Source organism: Burkholderia stagnalis (genome assembly GCF_039848545.1).
Taxonomy (GTDB): domain Bacteria; phylum Pseudomonadota; class Gammaproteobacteria; order Burkholderiales; family Burkholderiaceae; genus Burkholderia; species Burkholderia stagnalis.
In genome coordinates this window covers 818696-845410 of the sequence record NZ_CP156686.1, presented here as the reverse complement: position 1 = coordinate 845410, position 26715 = coordinate 818696, and the positions used below count along the sequence as shown (strand labels likewise).

At 69.3% G+C, this 26715-nt stretch carries 24 protein-coding genes; 20 read left to right on the top strand and 4 right to left on the bottom strand.

What is annotated here, in order from left to right:
* Window positions 1–122: 122 nt before the first annotated feature.
* Window positions 123–1790 (top strand): ATP-binding domain-containing protein, encoded by a 1668-nt coding sequence (locus ABFO07_RS20665; RefSeq protein ID WP_059960306.1) that lies wholly within the window; start codon window positions 123–125, stop codon window positions 1788–1790.
* A 42-nt stretch (window positions 1791–1832) separates the two neighbouring features.
* Here the strand turns inward: ABFO07_RS20665 and ABFO07_RS20660 are convergent, their stop codons facing one another.
* Entirely contained in the window at window positions 1833–3392 is a 1560-nt protein-coding gene (locus ABFO07_RS20660) for a methyl-accepting chemotaxis protein (protein WP_059884166.1), read from the bottom strand.
* A 235-nt stretch (window positions 3393–3627) separates the two neighbouring features.
* On the opposite strand from ABFO07_RS20660, the gene ABFO07_RS20655 reads away from it, so the two are divergent.
* A complete protein-coding gene (locus ABFO07_RS20655; RefSeq protein WP_347469499.1) occupies window positions 3628–5142 on the top strand; it encodes an MDR family MFS transporter in 1515 nt (504 codons plus the stop codon).
* Between the two features lie 84 nt (window positions 5143–5226).
* On the opposite strand, the gene ABFO07_RS20650 is transcribed toward ABFO07_RS20655, so the two are convergent.
* Window positions 5227–6225: a quinone oxidoreductase family protein gene (locus tag ABFO07_RS20650; protein WP_347469498.1), complete on the bottom strand. Its 999-nt coding sequence runs from the start codon at window positions 6223–6225 to the stop codon at window positions 5227–5229.
* Between the two features lie 125 nt (window positions 6226–6350).
* Between ABFO07_RS20650 and ABFO07_RS20645 the strand changes: the two genes are divergently transcribed.
* Window positions 6351–7340 carry a LysR family transcriptional regulator gene (locus ABFO07_RS20645; RefSeq protein ID WP_347469497.1) on the top strand — a complete coding sequence of 330 codons (990 nt, stop codon included), beginning with the start codon at window positions 6351–6353 and terminating at the stop codon, window positions 7338–7340.
* 297 nt (window positions 7341–7637) lie between these two features.
* Here the strand turns inward: ABFO07_RS20645 and ABFO07_RS20640 are convergent, their stop codons facing one another.
* Window positions 7638–9008: an MFS transporter gene (locus ABFO07_RS20640; RefSeq protein WP_124596854.1), complete on the bottom strand. Its 1371-nt coding sequence runs from the start codon at window positions 9006–9008 to the stop codon at window positions 7638–7640.
* A gap of 428 nt (window positions 9009–9436) precedes the next feature.
* Between ABFO07_RS20640 and ABFO07_RS20635 the strand changes: the two genes are divergently transcribed.
* From ABFO07_RS20635 to ABFO07_RS20595, 9 genes are all read left to right on the top strand, one after another.
* The gene (locus tag ABFO07_RS20635; protein ID WP_060015813.1) at window positions 9437–10456 is read left to right on the top strand and encodes an AraC family transcriptional regulator; all 1020 of its coding nucleotides are present in this window, start codon (window positions 9437–9439) and stop codon (window positions 10454–10456) included.
* 99 nt (window positions 10457–10555) lie between these two features.
* The gene (locus ABFO07_RS20630; RefSeq protein ID WP_059892028.1) at window positions 10556–11119 is read left to right on the top strand and encodes a GNAT family N-acetyltransferase; all 564 of its coding nucleotides are present in this window, start codon (window positions 10556–10558) and stop codon (window positions 11117–11119) included.
* Window positions 11120–11128: 9 nt separating this feature from the next.
* Complete coding sequence (locus ABFO07_RS20625; protein ID WP_347469496.1) at window positions 11129–11971, top strand: MerR family transcriptional regulator; 843 nt, start codon at window positions 11129–11131, stop codon at window positions 11969–11971.
* 126 nt (window positions 11972–12097) lie between these two features.
* Window positions 12098–13078 carry an aliphatic sulfonate ABC transporter substrate-binding protein gene (locus tag ABFO07_RS20620; protein WP_347469495.1) on the top strand — a complete coding sequence of 327 codons (981 nt, stop codon included), beginning with the start codon at window positions 12098–12100 and terminating at the stop codon, window positions 13076–13078.
* A 144-nt stretch (window positions 13079–13222) separates the two neighbouring features.
* Window positions 13223–13894: a lysoplasmalogenase gene (locus ABFO07_RS20615; RefSeq protein ID WP_124517269.1), complete on the top strand. Its 672-nt coding sequence runs from the start codon at window positions 13223–13225 to the stop codon at window positions 13892–13894.
* A 236-nt stretch (window positions 13895–14130) separates the two neighbouring features.
* Window positions 14131–15720, top strand: coding sequence for a flavin-containing monooxygenase (locus ABFO07_RS20610; RefSeq protein ID WP_347469494.1), 1590 nt, complete (start codon window positions 14131–14133; stop codon window positions 15718–15720).
* A gap of 22 nt (window positions 15721–15742) precedes the next feature.
* The gene (locus ABFO07_RS20605) at window positions 15743–16672 is read left to right on the top strand and encodes an SDR family NAD(P)-dependent oxidoreductase (protein WP_347469493.1); all 930 of its coding nucleotides are present in this window, start codon (window positions 15743–15745) and stop codon (window positions 16670–16672) included.
* Entirely contained in the window at window positions 16669–17574 is a 906-nt protein-coding gene (locus tag ABFO07_RS20600; protein ID WP_124596858.1) for a metal-dependent hydrolase, read from the top strand. The genes ABFO07_RS20605 and ABFO07_RS20600 overlap by 4 nt, the downstream gene beginning before the upstream one ends.
* Before the next feature lie 4 nt (window positions 17575–17578).
* Entirely contained in the window at window positions 17579–18478 is a 900-nt protein-coding gene (locus tag ABFO07_RS20595) for an alpha/beta fold hydrolase (RefSeq protein ID WP_059805075.1), read from the top strand.
* Here ABFO07_RS20595 and ABFO07_RS20590 read toward each other — a convergent pair.
* Window positions 18439–18993, bottom strand: coding sequence for a putative glycolipid-binding domain-containing protein (locus ABFO07_RS20590; protein WP_059905949.1), 555 nt, complete (start codon window positions 18991–18993; stop codon window positions 18439–18441). The genes ABFO07_RS20595 and ABFO07_RS20590 overlap by 40 nt on opposite strands.
* Window positions 18994–19120: 127 nt before the next feature.
* Here ABFO07_RS20590 and ABFO07_RS20585 point away from each other — a divergent pair, with 127 nt between their 5' ends.
* The 8 genes from ABFO07_RS20585 to arcC all read left to right on the top strand — a co-directional run bounded on the left by ABFO07_RS20585 (window position 19121) and on the right by arcC (window position 26639).
* Entirely contained in the window at window positions 19121–20017 is an 897-nt protein-coding gene (locus ABFO07_RS20585; protein WP_124491242.1) for an urea transporter, read from the top strand.
* Entirely contained in the window at window positions 19992–20768 is a 777-nt protein-coding gene (locus tag ABFO07_RS20580; RefSeq protein ID WP_059805069.1) for a class II aldolase/adducin family protein, read from the top strand. The genes ABFO07_RS20585 and ABFO07_RS20580 overlap by 26 nt, the downstream gene beginning before the upstream one ends.
* Window positions 20769–20800: 32 nt before the next feature.
* Window positions 20801–20989: a 4-oxalocrotonate tautomerase gene (locus tag ABFO07_RS20575; protein WP_059562869.1), complete on the top strand. Its 189-nt coding sequence runs from the start codon at window positions 20801–20803 to the stop codon at window positions 20987–20989.
* Window positions 20990–21391: 402 nt separating this feature from the next.
* Window positions 21392–21724 (top strand): RNA recognition motif domain-containing protein, encoded by a 333-nt coding sequence (locus tag ABFO07_RS20570; RefSeq protein WP_059562870.1) that lies wholly within the window; start codon window positions 21392–21394, stop codon window positions 21722–21724.
* 121 nt (window positions 21725–21845) lie between these two features.
* Window positions 21846–23300: an arginine-ornithine antiporter gene (gene arcD, locus ABFO07_RS20565; protein WP_059562871.1), complete on the top strand. Its 1455-nt coding sequence runs from the start codon at window positions 21846–21848 to the stop codon at window positions 23298–23300.
* A gap of 17 nt (window positions 23301–23317) precedes the next feature.
* Window positions 23318–24574 (top strand): arginine deiminase, encoded by a 1257-nt coding sequence (gene arcA / locus ABFO07_RS20560; RefSeq protein ID WP_059804955.1) that lies wholly within the window; start codon window positions 23318–23320, stop codon window positions 24572–24574.
* 51 nt (window positions 24575–24625) lie between these two features.
* Window positions 24626–25636, top strand: a complete 1011-nt coding sequence (locus ABFO07_RS20555) for an ornithine carbamoyltransferase (protein WP_059562873.1) — start codon at window positions 24626–24628, stop codon at window positions 25634–25636.
* Between the two features lie 64 nt (window positions 25637–25700).
* The gene (gene arcC / locus ABFO07_RS20550; protein WP_059562874.1) at window positions 25701–26639 is read left to right on the top strand and encodes a carbamate kinase; all 939 of its coding nucleotides are present in this window, start codon (window positions 25701–25703) and stop codon (window positions 26637–26639) included.
* Window positions 26640–26715: the final 76 nt, after the last annotated feature.

The following is a 26715-nucleotide window of genomic DNA, read 5'->3' as shown; positions in this document are numbered from 1 at the left end:
CGCCACGCCTCCACCGCCGGCCCGACTGCCGGCGCGCACGCCGCGGCCACGGCCGCGCACGGGTTCCTCAGTACAATAGCCGCACCCGTTCACGCCCGCCGGCATCCGCCGCGCCCGACGCCATGGCCCGCCTCATCCCCGACGACTGGAAAAGCCTCGCCGCCACCGGTGCGGCCGAACGCGAGCGCGAGACGCTCGCCGCCCTCGAACACGCGCTGCCGGACGACTACACCGTGTACCACGGCGTGCACTGGACCCGCGCCGACCAGGGCTTCTCGGTGTTCGGCGAAGCGGCGTTCGTGGTCGTCAGCCCGGCCGGGCGCATCCTGCTGATCGAACAGAAGGCCGGCTTCCTGCGCGAGACGCCGAAGGGGCTCGTCAAGGTCTACCTGCAGACCGAGCGCAACGTGCCGATCCAGCTCGCGCGCACCCAGGAAACGCTGCACCGCCGCCTGACGGCCGCGCTCGGCGCGGGCGTCTACGGCGTGGATGCGCTGCTCTACTGCCCCGACTACGCGGTCCGCCAGGCCGCGATCGCGGGCGTGCCCGCCGAGCGCATCGTCGACGCGGCGCGCAAGGCGCAGCTCGCGCAGGTGATCCTGCAACTGCTGCCCGCCGACGAGCCGCGCTTTGCGAACGCACCGAAGATCCACCATTTCCTCGCCGACGAACTGGCGCTCGCCCCCGATACGAGCGCGCTCGTCGGGCAGGCCGGCACGCTCGTCACGCGGCTGTCCGGCGGCCTCGCCGCGTGGGCGCGCCAGCTCGAGTTCACGCCGTTCCGGCTGCGCGTGACGGGCACCGCGGGCTCGGGCAAGACGCAGCTCGCGGTGCAGGCGATGCGCGACGCTGTCGCCGCGGGCCGGCGCGTGCTCTACGTGTGTTTCAACCGGCCGCTTGCCGACTACATCGCGCGCATCGCGCCGCCCGGCGCGAAGATCGCGAACTACCACCAGCTGTGCGACTGGGTCGTGCGCGACAGCGGCCATACGCCCGATTTCCAGGCGCCCGACGCGTTCGAGCGGCTCGCGGCGCGCTTCGCCGACACGCCGGTGCCCGAGCGCTGGCGCTTCGACGTGCTGATCGTCGACGAGGGGCAGGATTTTCATCCGTCGTGGGCGGTGGCGCTGGAGCGGCTGCTTGCGCCGGACGGCGCGTGGTGGTGGCTCGAGGATCCGTTGCAGAACCTCTACATGCGCGAGCCGGTCGCGCTGCCGGGCTGGGTCACGCTGAAGGCGCTCACGAACTACCGCAGCCCGCGCGACCTGCTCGACTTCGTGCGCGACGTGGTCGGCCGCGTGGAGCCGCTCGCCGCCGAGCTGCGCTCGGGCAGCCCGTTCGACGGCTCGGATCTCGCGGTGTCCGCGTACGGCGATGCCGACACGCCGCCCGCCGCACTCGCCGACGCCTGCATCGACGCGACCAAGCGCGCGATCACGCACGCGCTGTCGCTCGGGTTCCGCAAGCAGGACATCGCGGTGCTGTCGTATCGCGGCCGCGAAAGCTCGGCGCTCGCGGCGCTCGACCAGCTCGGGCCGCACCGGGTCAAGCGCTTCACCGGCAAGTACGACCTGTTCGGCAACCCGGAATACGTCGACGGCGACGTGCTGCTCGATTCGATCTACCGCTTCAAGGGCCAGTCGGCGCCGTGCGTGATTCTCACCGAGATCGACTTCGACACGCTCGACGCGCGCGCGGCCCGCAAGCTGTTCGTCGGCGCGACCCGCGCGACGATGAAGCTGCTGCTCGTCGCGTCGTCGCGCGCGGCCGGGCAGCTCACGGCGGCGTAACCCGAACGTCCATCCGCCCGGGCCGGTTCCCGCCTGCCCGCGTCAGGCGACGCGGAACGCGCCCACCGCGCGGCGCAGCACGTCGGCCTGCTCCTCGAGCGACGCGGCGGCTGCCGCGGCTTCCTCGACGAGCGCCGCGTTCTGCTGCGACACCTGATCCATCTGCGACACCGCGCGGTTCACTTGCTCGATGCCGTCGCGCTGCTCGTTCGACGCCGCCGCGATCTCGGTCATGATGCTCGTCACGCGCGCGATCGCCTGCTGGATGTCCTGCATCGTCGAGCCGGCCACGCCGACGAGCCGCGAGCCGTTCGCGACGCGCTCGACCGATTCGCCGATCAGCGTGCGGATTTCCTTCGCCGCGGACGCCGAGCGCTGCGCGAGCGTGCGCACCTCGCCCGCGACCACCGCGAAGCCGCGGCCCTGCTCGCCCGCGCGCGCGGCTTCGACGGCCGCGTTCAGCGCGAGGATGTTGGTCTGGAACGCGATGCCCTCGATCGTGCCGATGATGTCGGCGACCTTCTGCGAGCTCTGGTCGATCTCGTTCATCGTGTCGACGACCTCGCCGACCACCGCCGCGCCCTTCGACGCAATGTCGGACGCACTGTCCGCACAGGCCTGCGCCTGGGCCGCGTTGTCGGCGTTCTGCTTCACCGTCGCCGTCAGCTGCTCCATGCTCGCGGCCGTCTGCTCGAGCGCGGCGGCCTGCTCCTCGGTGCGCTGCGACAGGTCGGTGTTGCCCGCGGCGATCTGGTGCGTCGCGGTGACGATCGCCTCGGAACCCTGCGTGACCTGGCGCACCGTGTCAACCAGGCTGCGCTGCATGCCCGTCACGCCCTTCACCAGTTCGGCCATCTCGTCCTGCGACGACCAGCGGACTTCCGACGTGAGGTCGCCGCCCGACAGGCGGCGGAAGTGCCCGAGCAGCCGCTCGACCGGCTGCGAGATCGCGAAATGCAGGCCGATCGCGCAGCCCAGGCACGCGGCGAGGCCGAACGCGATGCCGGCGACCGCGCCGGCGCGCAGCCAGTTGTAATAGGTCTGCGCGGTGTCGAACACTTCCTTGCCGCGCGCGGCCTGGAAATCGTCGAGCGCATTGGTGGCCTGCGTGAGCGCGACCGACAGCGGCGGCGCGACCGTCATCAGCAGCCGGTCGGCCTCGTCGCGGCGGCCGCTGCGGATCGCGTCGGCCATCGGCTTGAGCGCCTGCCCGACCAGCGCCTGGCGCGCGGCGTCCATGCGGCTCGCGAGCGCGGTCTCGTCGCCGTCGTGCGGCATCGCCGCGTACGTGCGCCACTCGGCGTCCGCCTTCGACAGGTAGCCTTCCGCCTTGCTCACGAGATCCGGCACGTCCGGCGCCTCGGGGTGCAGCATCGCGCGGTCGAGCGTCGTGCGCACGAACGTCAGGTTCAGGGTCGCCGCGGCGAGCGCGTTCTTCGCCGCCAGCTGCCGCGAATAGGCCTCCTCGAGCGCGCGGTTCGAGCTCTGCATGCCGGCGAGGCCGATCAGCCCCGAGACGACGAGCAGGCCCGCAACCAGGCCGAGCGTGGAGAAGATCCGCGTCCGGATCGAGAAACGGGAAAACAGGGCATTCAGGTTCATGACGGAACGTGGGCGGTATGAAAAAAGCCGCGGCAAACGGCGCGCGGCACGCTGTATTACGGTTTGCCTGCAAAAAACTTGAGTCCGTCCCTGCTTTTTTGCGTGATCCACGTCAATTTCCGCGTACATCAACCTCCTGTTACGCCTACAACAATTCGAGCATCGGCAGAAATTGACCAGGCAACTTCAAGCCTCTATATTTCCGGACAATTCACTGCCTAAGCAGGCATCTTCCATGCAAACCGAAACCGTTTCGCGCCCGCCGGCCGTCGACGCAGCCCGCCGCGATGCCCCCGTCGGGCTGATCGTCGCCGCGCTGCTGCTCGTGATGCTGCTGTCCGCGCTCGACCAGACCATCGTGTCCACCGCGCTGCCGACGATCGTCGGCGAACTCGGCGGGCTCGACCAGCTGTCTTGGGTCGTCACCGCGTATCTGCTGTCGTCCACCGTCGTGCTGCCGCTGTACGGCAAGCTCGGCGACCTGTACGGCCGCAAGATCGTGCTGCAGGCGGCGATCGTGCTGTTCCTCGCGGGCTCGGCGCTGTGCGGCGTCGCGCAGGACATGACGCAGCTGATCCTGCTGCGCGCGGTGCAGGGGCTCGGCGGCCGCGGCCTGATGGTCGTCACGATGGCCGCGATCGGCGACCTGATCCCGCCCGACGCGCGCGGCCGCTACCAGGGGATGTTCGGCGGCGTGTACGGGCTCGCGACGATCGTCGGGCCGCTGCTCGGCGGCTTCCTGGTCGAGCACCTGTCGTGGCGCTGGATCTTCACCATCAACCTGCCGCTCGGCGCGGTCGCGCTCGCGGTGATCGGCATCGCGTTCAAGCCGCACACCGCGCATGTGAAGCACCGGATCGACTACATGGGCGCCGCGTTCCTCGCGACCGCCCTCACCTGCATCGTCCTGTTTACGAGCGAAGGCGGCTCGCTGCTGCCGTGGTCGTCGCCGCAGTTGTGGATGATGCTCGCGCTCGGCGTCGTGGCGGTCGGCGGCTTCGTGTACGAGGAGCGGCTCGCCGCCGAACCGATCATGCCGCTCGCGCTGTTCCGCCACCGCACCTTCGTGCTGTGCAGCCTGATCGGCTTCGTCGTCGGCATCGCGCTGTTCGGCTCCGTCACGTTCATTCCGCTGTACCTGCAGGTCGTGAAGGGCTCGACGCCGTCGCAGGCCGGCATGCAGCTGCTGCCGATGATGGGCGGGATGCTCGCGATGTCGGTCGTGAGCGGCCGCCTGATCTCGCGGTTCGGCAAGTACCGCGTGTTCCCGATCGCGGGCACGCTGGCCGGCGGCATCGCGATGGCGCTGCTGGCGACGCTGACGCTCGACACGCCGCTGCACACGATGTACGGCTACATGGCGCTGCTCGGCATCGGGCTCGGCATGGTGATGCCGGTGCTCACGCTCGCGGTGCAGAACACGATCGCGTTCCGCCACATGGGCGTCGCGACGTCCGGCGTCACGCTGTTCCGCTCGATCGGCGGCTCGCTCGGCGTCGCGGCGTTCGGCGCGCTGTTCTCGAACGGCCTGCAGTCGCGGCTCGTGCAGGCGCTGCCGGCGGGCAACGAGCTGCCGCGCGCACTCAGCCCGGCCGCCGTGCACCAGTTGCCGGACGCGGTGCGGCATGCGTACCTGGATGCGTTCGCGGGGTCGCTGCACGTCGTGTATCTGGCGGCGGCGAGCACGATCGCGATCGCGTTCGTGCTCGCGTGGTTCGTCGAGGACGCGCCGCTGCGCAAGGGCGCTTGACGGCGCAGGCGGGCGGCGACTCGACCGGCCCGCCGCCTGACGGACCCTGCACAGCTCCCCATCCCATTGCGGCCTGCCTCCGGGTCACGGCACCAGCACCACCGCCCCCGTCGTCGCGCGCGCTTCCAGCATCCGGTGCGCATCGGCTACTCGATCGAGCGGCAGCCGCGCGCCGATCTCGACGTGCATCCCGCCCGCCAGCCGCTCAAGGGTCACGCGCGCGGCTTCCCGGTAGCCGCCGACGTCGCGCGCGATGAACCCGAGCACGCTCGGCCGGGCCAGCGCGATCGAGCGCGCCGGCCCGAGCTCGTCGAGATCGATCGTCTGCCGCGCGCCGACCGCGGCCACCTGCCCGATGCTCGCCACCATCCCGTACGGCTTGACCGCGCCGAGCGTGCGGGTCAGCACATCGCCGCCGATCCCGTCGATCGCGTAATCGACGCCCGCGCCGCCGCCGAACGCGCGCGCCGCCGCGACAAAATCTTCCTCGCGATACGCGACTACCGCCTCCGCGCCATGCGCCCGGACGAGCGCGCCCTTCGCCGCCGATCCGACCGTGCCGATCACCCGCGCGCCGAGCGCGCGCGCCCATTGCGTGGCCAGCAACCCGACGCCGCCGGCCGCCGCGTGCACGAGCACCGTGTCGCCCGGGCGGACCTGCCGGACCCGATGCAGCAGCATGTAGACCGTGATCCCTTTCAGCAACCCGGCAGCGGCCGCATCGTCGCTCAGCCCGTCGGGCACCGGCAGCACGCGCGCGGCCGGCAACGTGCGCAGGGTCGCGTAGCTGCCGGTCGGCAACCCGGCATAAGCGACGCGCTGGCCCGGCGCGAGATCCGTCACGCCGGGCCCGACCGCGTCGATCACGCCGGCCGCCTCGACACCGAGCGCGTCCGGCAGCGCGGGCAGCGGATGCGCGCCGGTCCGGAAATAGATGTCGACGAAGTTCACGCCGACGGCCGTCTGGCGAATCCGCACCTCGCCAACGCCGGGCGGCGCGACGGGCGCATCCACGCGGCGCAGCACGCCGGCATCGCCGTATTGATCGATCCCGATCCGGATGGCGGTGGCAGTTTGGGTCATGACGGTCCTCGCAGTCGAATGAAGTGACACGATGATCCCATCGTGCATAATCGATCGGAATTCACGATTTCCGCCCACTGACTGTGCAAAATTCGACAGATGACGGCGCCACGCCGGCGCCCGCGATGAGCTGGGACGACATCCGCTACTTCCTCGCGGTGATGCGCGGCGGCAGCCTGTCGGCCGCCGCGCGCGCGCTGCGGGTCCAGCATTCGACGGTCGCGCGGCGCATCGATGCGCTGGAGGACGCGCTCGGCATCCGGCTGTTCGACCGCCTGCCGCGCGGCTGGCCGCCGACCGACGAGGGCCTGCGGCTCGCCGACCATGCCGCGCACATCGAAGCAGGCACGCAGGCGTTCGCGCGCGCCGCGCAAGGCGCGGCCGATCTCGACGGCGTCGTGCGCGTGTCGGCGTCGCCGGTGTTCGCGAGCCACTTCCTCGCGCCGCGCCTGGCGCGCGCGCTGCGCGCATGGCCGCGGCTGCGGATCGACCTGCTCGGCGAGATGCACGCGGCCAACCTGTATGCGCGCGAAGCCGATCTCGCGGTGCGCCTGTCGCGGCCAAGCGAGCCGGGGCTCGCCGCGCGCCGGCTCGGCACGATGCGCTTCGTGCTGTGCGCGACGCCCGAATGGGCAGCCGCGCCGCCCGACGCATGGCAGTTCCTCGGCTACGACGACGCGCTCGCGCAAACCCCGCAGCAGCAATGGCTCGCCCGCTTCGCGGCCGGGCGCCGCTTCGCGTTCGTCGCGAACGATCTGGCCGCGCTGCATCGCGCATGCGTGGCCGGCGCGGGCGTCGCGCTGCTGCCGCGGTTTCTCGTGGATGATCCGGCGATCGATTCCGTGACGGCGGCGCGTCACCCGCCGGAGGAGTGTGAATCCGGGCGACCGCCCGTCGCCGATGCCGCCCGCGCCTTCGCCACCACAGACGCAGCCGCGCCTACCCGCACCGGGCCAGCATCCACGCCGCTCGTCGAACTGACCTCCGCGCCGCGCTGCGACATCGAGCGCGAGATCTGGCTCGTCGTGCACCCCGACGTGCGCCGGTCGCCGCGCGTGCAGCGCGTCGCGGACGCGATCGCCGATGCGGTGCGCGCGGCGGACGGGCGGCTCTGACGCCCCGGCCCCGTCGGAACTGCTGCTGCAGCCCGGCCGTGATCCCCAGCTGGTTCCGCCCCATGTCGACCGTCCCGCCGGCAGCGACCGCCGTGGCGGCCGTCGCGCTGCGCCCCATCCAGCCGACCGACGTATGGACGCGCGTCCGCTTGGACAGAGGATGGTCGGCACGCCCGCCCAGCAGGGCCGCGTTCGCGTCGGCGCTGCAGACGGCGCACACCTTGCGCGGCGAACGATGCCGCATTGCCGCGCGCGATCGGCCGCCGGCCGCGCACGGGCGCCCCGCCGATGCACCGCTCACGACGGTTGCGCATGCGACGCCTGCCGCTCGCCGGCCGCAGCCGCGGCCGGGAGACCGTGATGCGACGCCGAGCGCCGATGGTCGATCAGGCCGACCGCGACAGCCGCCGCCAGCGCGGGCAGCCCGATCGCCATGAAGTTCTGTTCCAGCGGCAGCTCGATGCCGACCAGCGCGCCGATGACGATCGGCGCCAGGATCGCGCCGGCGCGGCCGACGCCCAGCGTCCAGCCGATGCCGGTCGAGCGGATCGCCATCGGATAGAACTGCCCTGCATACGCGCAATTGACGATCTGCGTGCCGATGGTCGTCGCGCCCGCAAGCCCGACCAGCACGAACAGCAGCGCGGTCGGCACCTTGTAGCCGAGCAGCGTGATCGACGCCGCGGCGAGCAGATACATCGACACGAGCACCGTCTTGATCGGAAAGCGATCGGCCAGCCAGCCGCCGCCGATCGCGCCGACCATCGCACCGGCATTCAGCACCAGCACGAACGTCAACGCGGAGCCGAGGCTGTAGCCCGCGCCCGCCATCAGCCGGGTCAGCCACGAGCTGAGCGCATACACCATGAACAGGCACATGAAGCAGGCGATCCAGAACATGACCGTGCTGAATCCGCGACCGTCGTCGAACAGCTGGCGAACCGGCGCGTTGCCCGCGTTGTCCTCGCGCGGCACGACATAGCAGTCGCCTGGTTGCGGCCGGTACGCCGGATCGAGCCGGCGCGCGATGCGCGCGAGTTCGTCCGTCCTGCCGCGCCGGATCAGGAACGGCAGCGATTCCGGCATCCATTTCACGAGCAGCGGCACGAGCAGCACCGGCGCGCCCGCGGCGACGAACACGGACTGCCATCCGTACGCCTCGATCATCCCCTTGCCCATCACGGCCGCCAGCATGCCGCCGACCGAATAGCCGCTGAACATGAGCGTCACCAGCGTGCTGCGCACGCGCCGCGGCGCGTATTCGGTCATCTGGGCGATCACGTTCGGCATCACGCCGCCGATGCCGATGCCCGCCAGGAAGCGGGCGGCGCCGAACAGTGCGGGCGTGGGCGCCAGCCCGGCCGCCGCGGTAAACACGCTGAACAGCGTCAGGCAGGCCGCGATGGCCCAACGGCGCCCGATCCGCTCGGCGACGGTCCCGAACACGATATTGCCGAACATCATGCCGAACAGCGCCGAGCTGACCATGAAGCCGGCCTGCGCGGGATTGACGCCCATCTCCTTCATGATCGCCGGCAGCGCGATGCCGGCCACCGCCAGGTCGTAGCCGTCGAACACGATGATCAGCGCGCACCAGAACAGCACGACGCCGTGCAGCGGGCCCAGCCGCGCGTTATCCGAGAGCGCCTGCAGGTCGATTTGACGCATGGAGCTTCCTTCCTTTTCCAGTGGGGATTCAGGACCGGCGACAACCGTCGCATCGCGCGCGCTCGAACCAGCACGACCGCTCAGCCGGTCTATTTAGTAGATGTACGAAATATCGTCGCGAAATGCGCCGCTTTCCGTCCAGATGCCGGCGCAGTGTAGGAAGCCACAATGATTCCCACTAGCCGGAATTTGCAGGCCGCGCACGATTTTGATCCGTTTTTTCTCGCGCCGCGCGCTATCCGGATTTTTCCCGAGCGGGAATGGGACTATCCGATTCTTGCAATATGTTGCGATACTTTAGACAAGCCTGACGAAGATCAATATGATCCCTTCAGGATATCTCGCACACAAGAGAACCCGATGTGGCACGACGCGCAACCGCAGCCAGCCGGATGCGCGGCACGGAAACGCCACACAGGAGACGCCCCATGCCCCTCACCCCGAATGCGGAAGTGCTGTCCGCGCTGTACCGGAATTGCCTGTTCCGATCCGGCTCGCGCATGGATGCGCACGAGCAGGTCTCGGTGGAGCTGGCCGAGCATGCGCTGCGCTGGCAGCGCGGCGTGCCCGACGCGGCGCTGTTCAAGGGGCAACTGAATCATCTGAGCGTCTACGCGCTGCAGTACGGCGCCGAAGTCGAGGTCGCCCCGCGCCCGTTCGACGGCTTTTCGCTCGTACACACGTCGCTCGCGGGCGGCGCCGAAATCGAGTGCGACGGACACGTGATGGACGTGTTCGAAGGACGCACCGCCGTGCTCGCGCCCAGGACGCGCGTGCGCCTGCGCTGGCGGCCCGGCACCCGGCAACTGATCGTCAAGGTGCCCGATGCGCTGATGCGCGCGGTGTCCGGCCGCCCGCCCGACGACGCGGCGCCCGGCCTCGCGCCGGGGTTCCTGTTGCCGAGGGCGCTCGCGTCGCAATGGGATCTGCTTGCGCAGTCGCTGCTCAACGTCCTCGCCGTATCCGGCGACGGCAGCATACGAGCCGAATGGCGCGACCACTTCGAGCGAAGCCTCGCGTTGTTCCTGCTCCTGCATTGCCCGCCGTCGCCCGATGCCGCGCATGCCGGCCCGGCGCCGGAAGCGCGCGGCGCACCGGCGGCATCCGGATCGCGGGGCGGCATCCGGCAGATGGATGCGCTGCTCGAATTCATTCACGCGCGGCTCTGCGCGCCGATCTCGCTCGAAGATCTCGCCCGGGCGGCCGGCGTCAGCCTGCGGACGCTGAACGTGCTGTGCCGCCGCTACCACGGCGCGACCCCGATGGAACTGCTGCGCAACATCCGGCTCGACGCCGCGCGCGTGCAGTTGCTGACCGACCCGATGGCCAGCATCACCGATACGGCGCTGACGTTCGGCTTCGGGCACCTCGGCCGCTTTTCCGCGTATTATTCCGCCCGTTTCAACGAGTTGCCGCGCGACACGCAGAGGAAGCGGCCGCCGGACTGAACGCCGCCGCGACGCCGCGCACGCGGCCGCCGCTTTACGTGCCGGGCGATCGCCCGCATAGTCATGGTTTCCCCGCACCGCCCCTGTCGCCCCGTCATCATGTCCGCCACGCCAGCCGCCTGCGTCGTCCGCGATTCGACCGACACCGATCTCGCCGCCATTCACGCGATCTATGCTCACCATGTCCGCCACAGCGTCGCGTCGTTCGAGGAAACACCGCCCGACGTCGCCGAGCTGCGCGCGCGCCGCAACGCGGTGTTGCACAGCGGGCTGCCGTATCTCGTCGCCGAATGCGGCGGCCGCGTGGCCGGCTATGCGTATGCGACGCCGTACCGCACGCGCAGCGCCTACCGCTTCACGGTCGAAGATTCGATCTACATCGACGATGCGCAGCGCGGGCGCGGCGTCGGCCGCGCGCTGCTCGCGGCCCTGATCGCGCGCTGTGAGGCCGGCCCGTGGCGACAGATGATCGCGGTGATCGCCGACGGCGGCACCGGCGGCTCGACGTCGCTGCATCGCGCGTTCGGCTTCGAGCCGGCCGGCGTGCTGAAGGCGGCCGGTTTCAAGCACGGCCGCTGGATCGACACCGCGCTGCTGCAGCGCCCGCTCGGCGACGGCGCGCGCACGCTCCCCGCCTCGCCCGCGCCTGCCGCGTCGCGCTAGAATGGCCGCATGCCAAAATCGACTCACACCCCACCTGACGAGGCCGTCGCGGAACCTTCCCGCAACGAGTACACGGTCGACGAGCTCGCGCGCGTGTCCGACACGACCGTGCGCAACGTGCGCGCGTACCAGGATCGCGGCCTGCTCGCGCCGCCCGAGAAGCGCGGCCGCGTCGGCATCTACGACGACACGCACGTCGCCCGCCTGAAGCTCATCAACCACCTGCTCGCGCGCGGCTACACGCTGTCGAACATCCAGGACCTGATCATGGCGATCGACGAAGGCCACGACCTTCGCTCGATCCTCGGCCTCGAGAACGCGATCGGCGGCCGCTGGTCGCACGAGCTGCCGAAAACCTACTCGCTCGCCGCACTTGCGCAGATGTTCGGCCCGCAGACGCCCGCGCAGATCACGCGCGTGACCGAGCTCGGCCTGCTCGAGCGGCGCGGCCTGTCGTTCGTCGCGAAGAGCCCCGCGCTGCTCGAGGCGGCGGCGGCGATGACCAGGGAAGGCATCCCGGTGCGCGAACTGCTCGACGTGATCAGCCTCGCGCGGCCGCACTTCGACGCGATCGCGCGGCTGCTGGTCGACCTCGTCGTGAAGCGGCTCGACCGCTACGACGAAGGCACGCTGCCGCCGGCCACCGACGTGCCCGCGCTGGTCGACGCGATCTGGCGCCTGCGCCCGCTCGCGGCCGTGTTCGTCGAAGGCGAGACGAACCGCGCGCTCGAGGCCGCCGCGAGCGCCTACCTCGGCGGCCGCGTCGCGACGATCCTCGACCGCAAGCTCAGCGACGAAGCGGCGCGCCAGTCCGGCGCGCCCGACACGCACAGCGACGGCGACAAAGCATAGGCGCGCCGGCGTCATATTGATATCGGCAATGCTTGGTTTGCCGGCCACACCGCCCATGCGACGATTCTTCCAACCGAGCGGCGCCCGCGCCGCCCGCCCGAAGACGTTTCGCATGGAGTCCGATCGATGTTTCGTTTCACCCGCTGGATCACCCACACCGCCGCGACGACGCTCGTTGCGCTGTCCGCCGCGTCGGCCTTCGCGCAGGGCGGCGCCGACCAGGTCGTGCGCATCGGCTACCAGAAGGCCGGCCTGCTGTCGGTCGTGAAAGCGCAAGGCGCGCTCGAGACCCGGCTCAAGCCGCTCGGCTACCGCGTGCAGTGGTTCGAATTCCCGGCCGGCCCGCAGCTGCTCGAAGCGCTGAACGCGAACAGCATCGACTTCGGCTATACGGGCGCGCCGCCGCCCGTGTTCGCGCAGGCGGCCGGCGTGCGCTTCGTTTACGTCGGCGCGGAGCCGCCAGCGCCGCACAACGAGGCGCTGATCGTCAAGCCCGATTCGCCGATCAAGTCGGTGGCCGACCTGCGCGGCAAGAAGGTCGCGCTGCAGAAGGGGTCCAGCGCGAACTACCTGCTGCTGAAGGCGCTGCAGAAAGCCGGCGTGCGCTACGACGAAATCCGCCCGGTCTACCTGCCGCCCGCCGACGCGCGCGCGGCATTCGAGAGCGGCAACGTCGACGCGTGGGCGATCTGGGATCCGTATTACGCTGCCGCGCAGGATTCGCTGAAGGCGCGCACGCTGTCCGACTACACGGGCCTCACGGCGACCAACAACTTTTACGAGGCCACGCGCGATTTCGCGCAGCGCAACCCGGCGATCGTCGCCGCGATCCTGCAGCAGGCGCGCGCGATCGGGCTGTGGATCAATGGCCATCCGGCCGAGGCCGCCGCGCTGCTCGCGCCGAAGGTCGGGCTTGCGCAGCCGCTCGTCGAGGCATGGATCCGGCGCGTGCCGTTCGGTGCGGTGCCGATCGACGAGAAGATCGTCACGACCCAGCAGGGGGTTGCGGATGCGTTCCACGACGCGAAGCTGATCCCGCAGAAGCTCGTGGTCGGCGACAACGCGTGGACCGACTCGAACGTGTCGGCCGCGCTCGCGGCGAAGTAGGCTTGACTCGATGCGCGCGCATTCGACGCGCGCATCGCTCTAGAAGGATTCGCCGGTTTCCCCACCGCCGTTCTTCCGGATAATGGCCGGCAGCCGCGCCCGCGCAGGCGCGCCGCCGACAACGATATTCCGGAGACACCCGCCTTGATCGCCACGCTTCCCGCCGCCTACCGCCGGCTCTGGCCGCTCGCCGTTGCCGCCGCGCTCGCGTACGGTGCATCGCTCGCCGCCGCCCCCTATCCCGGACAAGCCGTCGCGAAGGCCGCGATGGGCCTGCTGCTGCTCGCGGCCGGCAGCGCGTGCGGCGCTGCGCGCGAACGCGCGTGGCTGTGCGCGGCGCTCGCCACCGCCGTGCTCGGCGACGTGCTGCTCGCGCTGCCCGACTGGCCGCCGTCGTTCGTCGGCGGGCTCGGCGCGTTCCTGCTCACGCACCTGTTCTATAGCGCGATCTTCCTGCGCTGGCGCGCGCGCCCGCACGGCTGGCGCATCGTCGCGCTGATCGGGCTGTGGCTCGCGGCCCCCGCGTTCTACGCGGCGTTTTTCCCGCATCTCGGCGAGCTGGCCGCGCCGGTCGCCGTCTACATGCTCGTGCTGTGCGCGATGGCGAGCTTCGCGCTGGCCGCGCGCACCCGCGGCCCGCTCGTCGCGCTCGGCAGCCTGATCTTCGTCGGCTCCGACACGCTGATCGGCGTCGGCCGCTTCCTCGGCGGGTTCGCCGGCATCGACTACCTGATCTGGGCGTTGTACGCGCTCGCGCAGGTCACGATCGTCGCCGGGGTTTTCCATGAGACGACGGGCCGTTCGATCCGCCCCTGATTCGGTTTCAAACAGGCCGCCGCCCGCCGGCGGCCTGCTCTCGCCACCGCGACCCATGCCCGGCGGCCCTCGCGGCCCTGCCCGGCCACCCCGTTCCAAACCCGCTCCCGCCTTGTCCCACGGGGCTTCCGGCCCTTAGAGTCCACCGTCTAGTCGCTTGCGGTTTCCCGGTTCACCCACTATCGTTACATCAAACAATGTAACATTCAAAAATGAGCCATAGCGGAGACTCCCGGATGAATGCTCGCACTTTGCCTTTCGGCCCCCCTGGTCACGACGGCCCCGACGAATCCGTCGACGTCGCCATCATCGGCACCGGCTTCGCCGGCCTCGGGATGGCCATTCGTCTGCGGCAGACCGGCATGACCGATTTCGTCGTCCTCGAGAAGGCGGCGTCGGTCGGCGGCACCTGGCGCGACAACCACTACCCCGGATGCGCATGCGACGTGCAATCGCACGTGTACTCGTTCTCGTTCGCGCCGAACCCGCGCTGGACGCGCATGTTCGCGCCGCAGCCGGAGATCCGCGCGTATCTCGAGGATTGCGTGCAGCGCTTCGGGATCGGCGCGCACCTGCGCCTGAACCACGAGCTGCAGCGCGCCGAATACGACGAGGCCGCGCAGCGCTGGCGCCTCACGTTCGCGAACGGCAAGCGGCTTGCCGCGCGCGTGCTGGTGTCCGGGATGGGCGGCCTGTCGCGCGCGGCGCTGCCGGCGATCCCGGGCGTCGAGACCTTCAAGGGCCGCGCGTTCCACTCGCAGCAGTGGGACCACGACTATCCGCTCGACGGCAAGCGCGTCGCGGTGATCGGCACCGGCGCGAGCGCGATCCAGTTCGTGCCGCAGATCGCGCCGCGCGTGAAGCAGCTCGCGCTGTTCCAGCGCACGCCGCCGTGGATCATGCCGAAGCCCGACCGCAACCTGACGAAGCTCGAGCAATGGCTGTTCCGCTCGCTGCCGTTCACGCAGAAGCTCGTCCGCAGCGGCATCTACTGGATGCTCGAATCGCGCGTGCTCGGCTTCGCGATCCATCCGTCGCTGATGAAGAACGTGCAGAAACTGGCGCTGCGCCACATCCGCAAGCAGATTCCCGATCCGGTGCTGCGCGATGCCGTGACGCCGAACTACACGCTCGGCTGCAAGCGCGTGCTGATCTCGAACGACTACTACCCGGCGCTGTCGCGCAAGAACGTCGACGTGATCACCACCGGCATCGAGCGCATCGAGGCCGATGCAGTCGTCACGACGGACGGCGTGCGCCACGAAGTCGACTGCCTGATCTACGGCACCGGCTTCCAGGTCGCCGATCCGTTCCCGCGCGGCGCGGTGATCGGCCGCGGCGGCCTCGACATCGTCGATGCGTGGCGCGACGGCGCGCATGCGTATCTCGGCACGACGCTGCCCGGCTACCCGAACTTCTTCATGATCGTCGGCCCGAACACGGGCCTCGGCCACAACTCGATGGTGTTCATGATCGAATCGCAGATCGAATACATCCTCGGCGCGCTGCGCGCGATGGCGCGCGAACGCGCAGACGCGATCGAGGTGCGCCCGCTCGTCGAAGCGCAGTTCAACCACGACCTGCAAGGCCGGCTGAAGAAGGCGATCTGGTCGACGGGCGGCTGCAAGAGCTGGTACCTCGACCCGCGCACGGGCAAGAACACCACGCTGTGGCCGGGCTTCACGTGGCGCTTCCGGCAGGCGACAGCCCATTTCTCGATGGCCGACTATCACGCGTACCACGCGCCCCGCCGCGACGCCGCCGCTGCGCCGGCCACCGCGGCCGCCGCGCCCGCCGCTTCCGCCCCGTCCGTTGAAGCGGCCTGAGACCCGAACAGGAGCCACCGACATGAGAGATTTCACCAACAAGGTCGCCGCGATCACCGGCGCAGGCTCGGGCATGGGCCGCTCACTCGCGCTGCAGCTCGCGCAGGCCGGCTGCCACGTATCGCTCGCCGACAAGAATGCGATCGGCCTCGCCGAAACCGAACGGATCGTGCGCGCGCTCGCGCCGAACGTGCGCGTGACGACGCGCGTGCTGGACGTCGGCGAGCGCGACGCGATGTTCGCGTGGGCCGACGACACCGCGCAGGAACACGGCAAGGTCAACCTCGTCTTCAACAACGCGGGCGTCGCGCTGTCGAGCACGATCGAGGGAATGGAATACAGCGATCTCGAATGGATCGTGAACATCAACTTCTGGGGCGTCGTGCACGGCACGAAGGCGTTCCTGCCGCACCTGAAGGCAGCGGGCGAAGGCCACGTGATCAACACGTCGAGCATCTTCGGGATCTTCGCGCAGCCGGGCATGAGCGGCTACAACGCGACCAAGTACGCGGTGCGCGGCTTCACCGAATCGCTGCGCCAGGAACTCGACATGATGAAGTGCGGCGTGTCGGCAACCTGCGTGCACCCGGGCGGCATCCGCACCAACATCGCGCAGTCGAGCCGCGTCGCGAAGAACATGGTCGGTTTCATGGTCGGGAGCGAACAGCAAGGCAAGGACTCGTTCGAGAAGTTCTTCATCACGACCGCCGACGACGCCGCGCGCGCGATCCTCGCCGGCGTGCGCAAGAACAAGCGCCGCGTGCTGATCGGCCGCGATGCGCGCGCCGCCGACTGGATGGCGCGCATCCTGCCGTGCGCATACCAAGCGCTCGTCGTGCTGGCGAGCCGGCGCGAAGCCGCGAAGGCGTGCCGCCTCTCGGCCCGCACGACGCCCGCGCCGATCCACGCCACGTACAACAATGCAGGTAATCAGGGAGGTGAACAATCATGACGGCCCCGAACATGATGCCCGTGCGGCGCGACATCCGTTTCGCGCTGCCGCCCGAACACGCGCGCGACTGGCATGTCCAGGGCGTGCCCGTCACGCACTTCATGAACGCGCTGTCGCTGCTGTTCCCGGCCGGCGAGCGCTTCTTCATGGATTCGGTGCGCCACTACCGCGACCGCATCGAGGATCCGGAGCTGAAGAAGCAGGTGCTCGGCTTCATCGGCCAGGAGGCGATGCACACGCGCGAGCACATCGAGTACAACGACCTGCTGCAGGCGTCGGGCCTGCCCGCGCACAAGCTCGACAAGCGCCTGTGGACGATCCTCGGCTGGTTCAGGAAGGTGCTGCCGCATTCGATGCAGCTCGCGATCACGATCGCGCTCGAGCACTACACGGCGATCCTCGCGAACCAGCTGCTGTCGGGCCATGAGCACCGGATCGACGGATCGGTCGAGGGCTACCAGCAGATGTGGATGTGGCACGCGATGGAGGAAACTGAGCACAAGGCCGTGTCGTACGACGTGTGGAACGCGGTGATGAAGCCGGGCCTCGGCAGCTACCTGCTGCGCACCGGCACGATGCTGTTCACGACGTTGACGTTCTGGACCATCGTGTTCGACTTCCACGTGCGCCTGATGACGGCGCATCGTCGCCGTCACGGCAAATTCGGCGGCATGTGGCGGCTGGTCAAGTACCTGTACAGCCCGAAGAACGGCGTGTTCCCGAGCATCGCGCGCGAATGGCTCGACTATTTCCGGCCGGGCTTCCATCCGTGGGACCACGACAACCACCAGTATCTGCAGGGGCTCGACACGCTGCTCGCGAACATCGACGCGACCAACGCGCGCTATGCCGCGCAGGCCGCACCGCGCCGCGTGCCGCTGCATCCGGTTCCGCAGGCCTGACGCGATGACGCGCGCCAGCGAGATGCTGACCGTCCAGTCCGGCGACGTGAAGCTCGCCGTCTACGTGAGCGGGCCGCGCCGCGCGCCGCCCGTGATCCTCGTGCACGGCTACCCGGATTCGGCCGCGGTGTGGGCGCCGATTCGCGCGCGGCTCGCCAGGCGCTACCGCGTGATCGCGTACGACGTGCGCGGCGCGGGCGCGTCCGATGCGCCGCGGCGCCGCGCCGACTACACGCTCGCGCGGCTCGCGTTGGACCTGAAGGCCGTCGCCGACGCAACCTGCGGCGAGCGGCCGTTCCATCTCGTCGGCCACGACTGGGGTTCGATCCAGTGCTGGGAGGCGGTGACCGACCCGGCGTGGCGCGGCCGCATCGCGTCGTATACGTCGATCTCGGGGCCCTGCCTCGACCACGTGTTCCGCGCGAAGCTGCGGCTCAGGCAGAGCCTGAAATCGTGGTACATCGCGTTCTTCCACCTGCCGCTCGTGCCGTCGCTGGTCTGGCGGCTCGGCGGCGCCGCACTGTGGCCGCGCTGGCTGCAGCTCACCGAGCGGATCCGCCCGGAGCCCGATCCCGCACAGTTGAAGAACGCGCTGAACGGGATGAAGCTGTATCGCGCCAACTTCGTCGCGCGCGCCCGGCGGCCGCGCGAGCGTCACGCGCAGGCGCCGGTGCAGATCCTCGTGCCGGTGCGCGACCGCTACGTGACGCCGGAGATGACGGTCGGCCTCGACCGCTGGCTCGGCGAACACGTACGCGAGGAAATCGCCGGCGCGCACTGGATCGTGCTGCGCGACCCCGACCTGATCGCGTCGCGGATCGACCGCTTCGCGGCCGCGCACGAGAAGAACGCGGCGCCGCCCGCTCAGCCGAGCGCCGGCAGGCGCCTGAACAACGTCTCGTAGTCGATCACGAGGCCGTCGTCGTCGATCTCCATCTCGGCGGTGAAATCCCGGAAGATGCCTTCGTAGCGGTAGCGCCGGCCCGGTTCGATGCACACGTATGCCTGCTGGACCCGCGACACCTTCAGGTCGGGCGTCGACACGTAGACGACGTCGATCGGCCGCCGCTCGCCGCGCACGAGCCCGAGGCGGCCGATCGGCAGCGAATTCGTGTACGGGGTGGCCGCGATGTCGATGTCGACGCAGCCGTCCAGATCGGGCAGCGCCTGCCCCGCGCCGTCGCGCCAGTGGCCGAGGCCGTCGCCGTGCAGTTCGAGCGTGCCGCCGCCCATCACCTTGAGCACCGCATAGGTCGCGCGCCACTGCGCGTCGCACTCCACCCGGTATGCAAGCCCGTAAGCCTTGCCGTACCGCTGGCCGACCACGGCGCTCTCCACGACGATCCCGCCGTCGCCGCGTTCGAACGTCAGATGTTCGATGCCGTCGCCTTCCAGCGACGCCCAACGCACTTCACGCATCGTCCTGCCTCCTTCGTTGTTGTCGAATGCCGGGCATCGTCGCACAAATTCCGGGTATCCAACATTCACTATTCCGGTGCATCGCGATCTGCCCTATCCTCGCGGCTCGTCCTGTCTCGCCGCCGTCATGCCTACCGCCCAACCCGCCTCGCCGCCGATCGACCTGCGCATCCTGCTGCGCAGCATCGGCCAGATCGTGCTGCAGGCGAACGCGCTGACCGGCGCGCTGCTGCTCGCCGCGCTGGCGCTGACCGATGCGCGGCTGGCGTGCGCGGCGCTGCTCGGCGCGGCGGCGGCCAACATGTGCGCGGTGCTGACGGGCGCCGCACGCCGCGACGTCGAGCAAGGGCTGCTCGGGTTCAACGGCGCGCTCGCCGCGCTGGCCGCCGTCACGTTTGCGCCGCCGACGCTCACGGCGGTCGCGCTCGCGCCGCTCGCCGCGATCGGCGCAGCGCTCGTGCAGCGCGCGCTGCGCCGGCCGCTCGAGAAGGCGCGACAATGCCCGTATTCGAGCCCGTGCCTGGCCGTTACCGCGCTGTGGCTGCCGTTTGTCGCGGCGCAGCACACCGCGGAGGCAGGTGCCGCGGCGATGGCGCCGTCGCTGCCCGCGTTCGGCCCGGCGCTGCTCGCCGGCGTCGCGCAAACCACCTTCGCGCAAGGTGCGTGCGCGGGCGCGCTGATGGTGGCCGGCCTCGCGGCCGCCTCGCGCCGCGCGGCCGCGTATGCGCTCGGCGGCGCGCTCGTGTCGACCGCGCTGCTGCTCGCGCTCGGCGCCGGCGCCACGGCGTTCGCCGACGGGCTGCTCGGCTTCAACGGCGCGCTCGCCGCGATCGCGCTGATGCCGCGCGGCGCGCGCGCCGCATGTGCGGCCGCGGTGTTCGCAGCGCTGCTGCAGGCGCTCGCGATGCGCGCGGGCGTCACGGTGCTGACCTTGCCGTTCGTGCTCGCGTCGTGGTGCACGGTGTGGGCCGTGCGCCGCTTCACCCTGGGAGATGCCGATGTCGTCATTCGCTCACCGTCCTGACGCCGTGAAACCGGGCGGCCCGATCTCGGACGCCGAACGCCGGCTGCGCGTCGATCTCGCCGCCGCCTACCGGCTCGTCGCGCTGAACGGCTGGGACGACCTGATCTACACGCACCTGTCCGCGACCGTGCCGGGCGAACCCGGCCACTTCCTGATCAATCCGTTCGGGCTGACGTTCGACGAGGTGTGCGCATCGAACCTGGTGAAGATCGACCTCGCCGGCAACCGGATCGGCGACGGCGAACACGCGGTCAACGTGACCGGCTTCGCGCTGCACGCGGCCGTGCATGCGGCGCGGCCCGACGCGGTGTGCGTGATGCACCTGCACAATACGGCCGGCATCGCGGTGTCGATCCAGCGCGACGGGCTGCTGCCCGCGTCGCAGCATGCGCTGCGCTTTCACGGCGATCTCGCGTATCACGACTACGAGGCGCTCGCGTTCTCGCCGGCCGAAGGCGCGCGGCTGACCGCGAGTCTCGGCGCGAAATCCGCGATGCTGCTGCGCAACCACGGCACGCTGACGGTCGGCCGCACGGTCGCCGAGGCCTATGTGCTGATGGATACGCTGATCAAGGCATGCGACATCCAGGTGCGCGCGCAGTCGGGCGGCGGGCCGCTCGTGCTGCCCGAGCCGGCCGTCGCCGCCCGCACGGCCGAGCAGTTGCGCGATGGCGGCGCGATCGAGGGCGAGCTGGAATGGCCTGCGCTGCTGCGCCGGCTCGACCGGATCGATCGGTCGTATCGCGATTGAGTTTCCTTGAATCCATCTACGGAGAATGTGTCATGCCGACTTTCAATATCCAGCTGTTCGAAGGCCGCACCGTCGAGCAGAAGCGCCGGTTCGTCGAGGCGATCACGCGGGTCACGTGCGAAACGCTCGGCTGCGAGCCGGGTTCGGTGGACATCATCCTCACCGACGTGAAGAAGGAAAACTGGGCGACCGGCGGGACGCTGTGGAGCGAGCGCGAATGAGCCGCTGACGCAACCCGATCGAACCTGCCCCACTGGACGGGACGCATCGCGTCCCTGATCCGCCCGCCCGCTCTCCCTCGCTTCGCCTCCCCATCCGCAAGTCAGCCGACGCATGATGCGCCGGCTGGCGTCTTTGCTACCAAACGCCGCACCCTTTATCCCGGAAATTGCCGATTGACATCGATCAAAATCGATATCGACGCCCGGCGCACAATTGCATCGAAATATCGCTTGTTCATTCAATTCCGAATAAGGATAAAGAGGAAAAACGGCCCGACAGCCCGCCATCCACCACGCCATTGGTCCACACGCGATTTTCATTTCGACTTTCCGGCCTTCAATCTCCCATTCAATGATCGAAATCGATTCAATTCGTCTTCAAGCAGAAATCCGGGAGCGGCAATGAGAATTCTCGTTGACAACATCAATCCGGAAACCACGCCGAACGAGCTTCGGGACTTTCTCTGCAAATACACCGGGGAAACCTTCACGCACATCCGGCTCATCGGGCAAGCGGGCCCGCGGCCCGGCGCACTGATCGACGTCGAAGGCGCCAACCGGGGTGCGCTCGCGGAAATCCGGCGGCGCCTGAACGGCATGTACTGGAAGCGGCGCCGGATCGGCATCTGGCTCTTTGCGTTCTGGGACCGCAGCGACGCCGCCGACGCCCGGCGTCAACGGGAAGGCCGGAGCGGACAACCGCCCGAACGATCGACGACGACGCTGCGCCGATAACCGCCGGCCCCCGGCAGCAAGCAAACAGCAAGCCACAGCCCCCGCGCTTTCCGCCCCGGCGGACGCGCGACGGCCCCGTGCGCGCCGCGATTTCGCGCACCCTCAACTGCAAGGAAACCTCATGGCTGAACTGATTCAAACCGATGCAGCGCAAACCGCCACGCACAAGCTGCAGCTTGGCGCGCTGACCGCCCTCGTCGTCGGCTCGATGATCGGCGGCGGCATCTTCTCGCTGCCGCAGAACATGGCCGCCGCCGCCGACGCCGGCGCGATCCTGATCGGCTGGGGGATCACCGCGGTCGGCATGCTCGCGCTTGCATTCGTGTTCCAGACGCTCGCGAACCGCAAGCCCCGGCTCGACGGCGGCGTCTACGCGTACGCACAGGCCGGCTTCGGCGACTACATGGGCTTCTCGTCCGCGTGGGGCTACTGGATCAGCGCGTGGGTCGGCAACGTCGGCTACTTCGTGCTGCTCTTCTCGACGCTCGGCTACTTCTTCCCGGTATTCGGCGAAGGCAACACGCGCGCCGCGATCGTGGCCGCGTCGGTGCTCCTGTGGGCCGTGCATTTCCTCGTGCTGCGCGGCATCAAGGAGGCGGCGTTCGTCAATCTCGTCACGACCGTCGCGAAGATCGTCCCGCTCGTGGTGTTCATCCTGGTCGGCTTCTTCGCGTTCCGGCTCGACGTGTTCCGGGCCGACATCTGGGGCCACGCGAACCCGTCGCTCGGCTCGGTGACGAACCAGGTCCGCAACATGATGCTCGCGACCGTCTGGGTGTTCATCGGCATCGAAGGCGCCAGCATCTACTCGGCGCGCGCGGAAAAGCGCAGCGACGTCGGCCGCGCGACCGTGATCGGTTTCGTCGGCGTGCTGCTCGCGCTCGTGCTCGTCAACGTGCTGTCGCTCGGCATCATGACGCAGCCTCAGCTCGCGAAGCTTCAGAACCCGTCGATGGCCGCCGTGCTCGAGCACGTCGTCGGCCATTGGGGCGCCGTCGTCATCAGCGTCGGCCTCGTGGTGTCGCTCGTCGGCGCGCTGCTGTCGTGGGTGCTGCTGTGCGCGGAGATCCTGTTCTCGGCCGCGAAGGACCACACGATGCCCGCGTTCCTGCGCAAGGAGAACGCGAACCATGTGCCGGCCAACGCGCTGTGGCTCACGAACGCGATGGTCCAGGTGTTCCTGGTCATCACGCTGTTCGCGCAGGGCACCTATCTGTCGCTGATCTATCTCGCGACGTCGATGATCCTGATCCCGTACTTCTGGTCGGCCGCCTACGCGCTCCTGCTCGCCGTGCGCGGCGAGACCTACGGGAACGACGCCCGCGCGCGCCGCAAGGACGGCTGCATCGCCGCGCTCGCGGTGACTTACGCGGTGTGGCTGCTGTACGCGGCGGGCGTCAAGTACCTGCTGCTGTCGGCCCTGCTCTACGTGCCGGGCGCGCTGTTCTTCGCGAAAGCGAAGCGCGAACTCGGCAAGCCGGTGTTCACCACCGCCGAAAAACTCGTTTTCGCGGCGGCCGCGGCCGCCGCCGTTCTCGCCGCCTACGCGCTCCATAGCGGGCTCATCTCCCTTTGATCGAAGAGGTAACGAACATGACTCACGCCATTCCTCAAGTCGGCGTCCACTCCGAAGTCGGCAAGCTGCGCAAGGTGATCGTCTGCTCGCCCGGGCTCGCCCATCATCGCCTCACGCCCAGCAATTGCGACGAACTGCTGTTCGACGACGTGATGTGGGTGAACCAGGCCAAGCGCGACCACTTCGACTTCGTGTCGAAGATGCGCGAACGCGGCGTCGACGTGCTCGAGATGCACAACCTGCTGACCGACACCGTCGCCAACCCGGCCGCGCGCAAGTGGATCCTCGATCGCAAGATCACGCCCGACACCGTCGGCATCGGTCTCGCCGACGACGTGCGCGCGTGGCTCGACAGCCTCGCGCCGCGCACGCTCGCCGAGTTCCTGATCGGCGGCGTCGCCGCGAGCGACCTCGCGGGCGGCGGGCAGTCGAAGGCGCTCGCGCTGCTTCTCGACTACCTCGGGCGGTCGTCGTTCGTGCTGCCGCCGCTGCCGAACATGATGTTCACGCGCGACACGTCGTGCTGGATCTACGGCGGCGTCACGCTGAACCCGATGCACTGGCCTGCCCGCCGGCAGGAAACGCTGCTCGTCGCCGCGATCTACAAGTTCCATCCGCAGTTCGCCGACGAGACCTTCGACATCTGGTACGGCGATCCCGACCGCGGCCACGGGATGGCCACGCTCGAAGGCGGCGACGTGATGCCGGTCGGCCGCGGCGTCGTGCTGGTCGGGATGGGCGAACGCACGACGCACCAGGCGATCGGCCAGCTCGCGCAGTCGCTGTTCGCGAAGGGCGCGGCCGAGCGCGTGATCGTCGCCGGCCTGCCGAACGCGCGCGCGTCGATGCATCTCGACACCGTGTTCAGTTTCTGCGACCGCGACCTCGTGACCGTGTTCCCCGACGTCGTGAACCGGATCGTGCCGTTCACGCTGCGCCCGCGCGGCGACAGCCGCAACGGCATCGACATCGAGCGGGAGGACAAGCCGTTCGTCGACGTCGTCGCGCAGGCGCTGGGGCTGAAGGCGCTGCGCGTCGTCGAGACGGGCGGCAACGATTTCGCGGCCGAGCGCGAGCAATGGGATGACGGCAACAACATGATCTGCCTCGAACCGGGCACCGTCGTCGGGTACGACCGCAATACCTATACGAACACGCTGCTGCGCAAGGCGGGGGTCGAGGTGATCACGATCGGCTCCAGCGAGCTTGGCCGCGGCCGCGGCGGCGGCCACTGCATGACCTGCCCGGTCCTGCGCGATCCGGTCGATTTCTGAAACGGCGCACGCACCGCGACGCTACCCCCCGATTTTTCACGGAGATGCCAGATGAGCTTCAACCTGCACAACCGCAATCTGCTGAGCCTGATGCACCACAACGCACGCGAGCTGCGCTACCTGCTCGATCTCGCCCGCGACCTGAAGCGCGCGAAGTACAGCGGCACCGAGCAGCCGCGCCTGATGCGCAAGAACATCGCGCTCATCTTCGAAAAGACCTCGACCCGCACGCGCTGCGCGTTCGAGGTCGCCGCGTACGACCAGGGCGCAAACGTCACGTACATCGACCCGACGTCGTCGCAGATCGGCCACAAGGAGAGCATGAAGGACACCGCACGCGTGCTCGGCCGGATGTATGACGCAATCGAGTACCGCGGCTTCAGCCAGGAGATCGTCGAGGACCTGGCGCGCCATGCGGGCGTCCCCGTCTTCAACGGGCTCACCGACGAATACCATCCGACGCAGATGCTCGCCGACGTGATGACGATGCGCGAGCACAGCGACAAACCCTTGCACGACATCAGCTACGCGTATCTCGGCGACGCCCGCAACAACATGGGCAATTCGCTGCTCCTGATCGGCGCGAAGCTCGGGATGGACGTGCGGATCGGCGCGCCGAAGTCGCTATGGCCCGCCGCGGACCTGATCGCGCAATGCGAGGCGTTCGCGGCCGAAAGCGGCGCGCGGATCCTGTTGACCGAGGATCCGCACGCGGCGGTCAGCAACGTCGACTTCATTCACACCGACGTGTGGGTGTCGATGGGCGAACCCGTCGAAGCATGGGACGAGCGGATCGACGCGCTGCTGCCTTATCAGGTCAACCGCACGCTGATCGAATCGACGGGCAATCCGCGCACGCGCTTCATGCACTGCCTGCCGGCCTTCCACAACAGCGACACGAAGGTCGGCAAGCAGATCGCCGAACGCTATCCGCATCTGAAGGACGGCATCGAAGTCACCGACGAGGTATTCGAATCGCCGCGCTGCATCGCGTTCGAACAGGCCGAAAACCGCATGCATACGATCAAGGCCGTGCTCGTATCGACGCTCGGCGGTATCTGACGCGCCGGCGCGCGCAACCGGATGGCGCGGCGCAGCGCCGTCCGCACTTTCAAGGAGAAACACGATGCGTATCGTCATCGCATTGGGCGGCAACGCGCTCTTGCAGCGCAATCAGCCGATGACCGAGGCCCAGCAGCGGCAGAACGTGAAGACCGCCGTCGCCGAGATCGCCCGGATCGCCCCCGGCAACGAACTCGTGATCGCGCACGGCAACGGGCCGCAGGTCGGGCTGCTCGCGCTGCAGGGCGCGGCCTACGCGCCGGTCGAGCCCTACCCGCTCGACGTGCTCGGCGCGCAAACGGAAGGGATGATCGGCTACCTGATCGAGCAGGAGCTCGGCAACCTGCTGCCCGCCGACGCGCCGTTCGCCACGCTGCTGACGCAAGTCGAGGTGGATCCGGCCGATCCGGCATTCGAGCGGCCGACCAAGCCGATCGGCCCCGTCTATTCGCGCGACGAGGCCGAACGGCTCGCGCAGGAAAAGGGCTGGCGCATCGCGCCCGACGGCGACGCGTTCCGCCGGGTCGTGCCGAGCCCGCGACCGCGCCGCATCTTCGAGATTCGTCCGATCAAATGGCTGCTCGAAAAAGGCGCGATCGTGATCTGCGCGGGCGGCGGCGGCATCCCGACGCGCTACGACGCGAACGGCAAGCTCGCGGGCGTCGAAGCCGTGATCGACAAGGATCTGTGCGCGTCGCTGCTGGCGCGCGAATTGCACGCGGACTTGCTGCTGATCGTGACCGACGTCGACGGCGTGTACCGCGACTGGCGCCAGCCGACGCAGGCGCTGATCGAAGCCGCACATCCGGACGCGCTCGAACGGCTCGGCTTCGCGGCCGGCTCGATGGGGCCGAAGGTGCAGGCCGCGATCGAATTCGCGCGGCAGACGGGGCGTGACGCGGCGATCGGCTCGCTCGCCGACATCGCCGCGATCGCCGCGGGCCGGGCGGGCACCCGCGTCAGCATGCAGGTGGACGGCATCCGTTGCAGGAAACCGCAATAGCGGAAGCACGCGGCGCGGACGCGGCGTTGTGCACCCGCACATCGCTTTGCCGCGCATTCGGCGCATAATGGCCCAC

Coding starts and splice junctions, on each gene's coding strand:
- ABFO07_RS20665 (WP_059960306.1), top strand. CDS start 123: ATGGCCCGCCTCATCCCCGACGACTGGAAAAGCCTCGCCGCCACCGGT.
- ABFO07_RS20660 (WP_059884166.1), bottom strand. CDS start 3,392: ATGAACCTGAATGCCCTGTTTTCCCGTTTCTCGATCCGGACGCGGATC.
- ABFO07_RS20655 (WP_347469499.1), top strand. CDS start 3,628: ATGCAAACCGAAACCGTTTCGCGCCCGCCGGCCGTCGACGCAGCCCGC.
- ABFO07_RS20650 (WP_347469498.1), bottom strand. CDS start 6,225: ATGACCCAAACTGCCACCGCCATCCGGATCGGGATCGATCAATACGGC.
- ABFO07_RS20645 (WP_347469497.1), top strand. CDS start 6,351: ATGAGCTGGGACGACATCCGCTACTTCCTCGCGGTGATGCGCGGCGGC.
- ABFO07_RS20640 (WP_124596854.1), bottom strand. CDS start 9,008: ATGCGTCAAATCGACCTGCAGGCGCTCTCGGATAACGCGCGGCTGGGC.
- ABFO07_RS20635 (WP_060015813.1), top strand. CDS start 9,437: ATGCCCCTCACCCCGAATGCGGAAGTGCTGTCCGCGCTGTACCGGAAT.
- ABFO07_RS20630 (WP_059892028.1), top strand. CDS start 10,556: ATGTCCGCCACGCCAGCCGCCTGCGTCGTCCGCGATTCGACCGACACC.
- ABFO07_RS20625 (WP_347469496.1), top strand. CDS start 11,129: ATGCCAAAATCGACTCACACCCCACCTGACGAGGCCGTCGCGGAACCT.
- ABFO07_RS20620 (WP_347469495.1), top strand. CDS start 12,098: ATGTTTCGTTTCACCCGCTGGATCACCCACACCGCCGCGACGACGCTC.
- ABFO07_RS20610 (WP_347469494.1), top strand. CDS start 14,131: ATGAATGCTCGCACTTTGCCTTTCGGCCCCCCTGGTCACGACGGCCCC.
- ABFO07_RS20605 (WP_347469493.1), top strand. CDS start 15,743: ATGAGAGATTTCACCAACAAGGTCGCCGCGATCACCGGCGCAGGCTCG.
- ABFO07_RS20600 (WP_124596858.1), top strand. CDS start 16,669: ATGACGGCCCCGAACATGATGCCCGTGCGGCGCGACATCCGTTTCGCG.
- ABFO07_RS20595 (WP_059805075.1), top strand. CDS start 17,579: ATGACGCGCGCCAGCGAGATGCTGACCGTCCAGTCCGGCGACGTGAAG.
- ABFO07_RS20590 (WP_059905949.1), bottom strand. CDS start 18,993: ATGCGTGAAGTGCGTTGGGCGTCGCTGGAAGGCGACGGCATCGAACAT.
- ABFO07_RS20585 (WP_124491242.1), top strand. CDS start 19,121: ATGCCTACCGCCCAACCCGCCTCGCCGCCGATCGACCTGCGCATCCTG.
- ABFO07_RS20580 (WP_059805069.1), top strand. CDS start 19,992: ATGTCGTCATTCGCTCACCGTCCTGACGCCGTGAAACCGGGCGGCCCG.
- ABFO07_RS20575 (WP_059562869.1), top strand. CDS start 20,801: ATGCCGACTTTCAATATCCAGCTGTTCGAAGGCCGCACCGTCGAGCAG.
- ABFO07_RS20570 (WP_059562870.1), top strand. CDS start 21,392: ATGAGAATTCTCGTTGACAACATCAATCCGGAAACCACGCCGAACGAG.
- arcD (WP_059562871.1), top strand. CDS start 21,846: ATGGCTGAACTGATTCAAACCGATGCAGCGCAAACCGCCACGCACAAG.
- arcA (WP_059804955.1), top strand. CDS start 23,318: ATGACTCACGCCATTCCTCAAGTCGGCGTCCACTCCGAAGTCGGCAAG.
- ABFO07_RS20555 (WP_059562873.1), top strand. CDS start 24,626: ATGAGCTTCAACCTGCACAACCGCAATCTGCTGAGCCTGATGCACCAC.
- arcC (WP_059562874.1), top strand. CDS start 25,701: ATGCGTATCGTCATCGCATTGGGCGGCAACGCGCTCTTGCAGCGCAAT.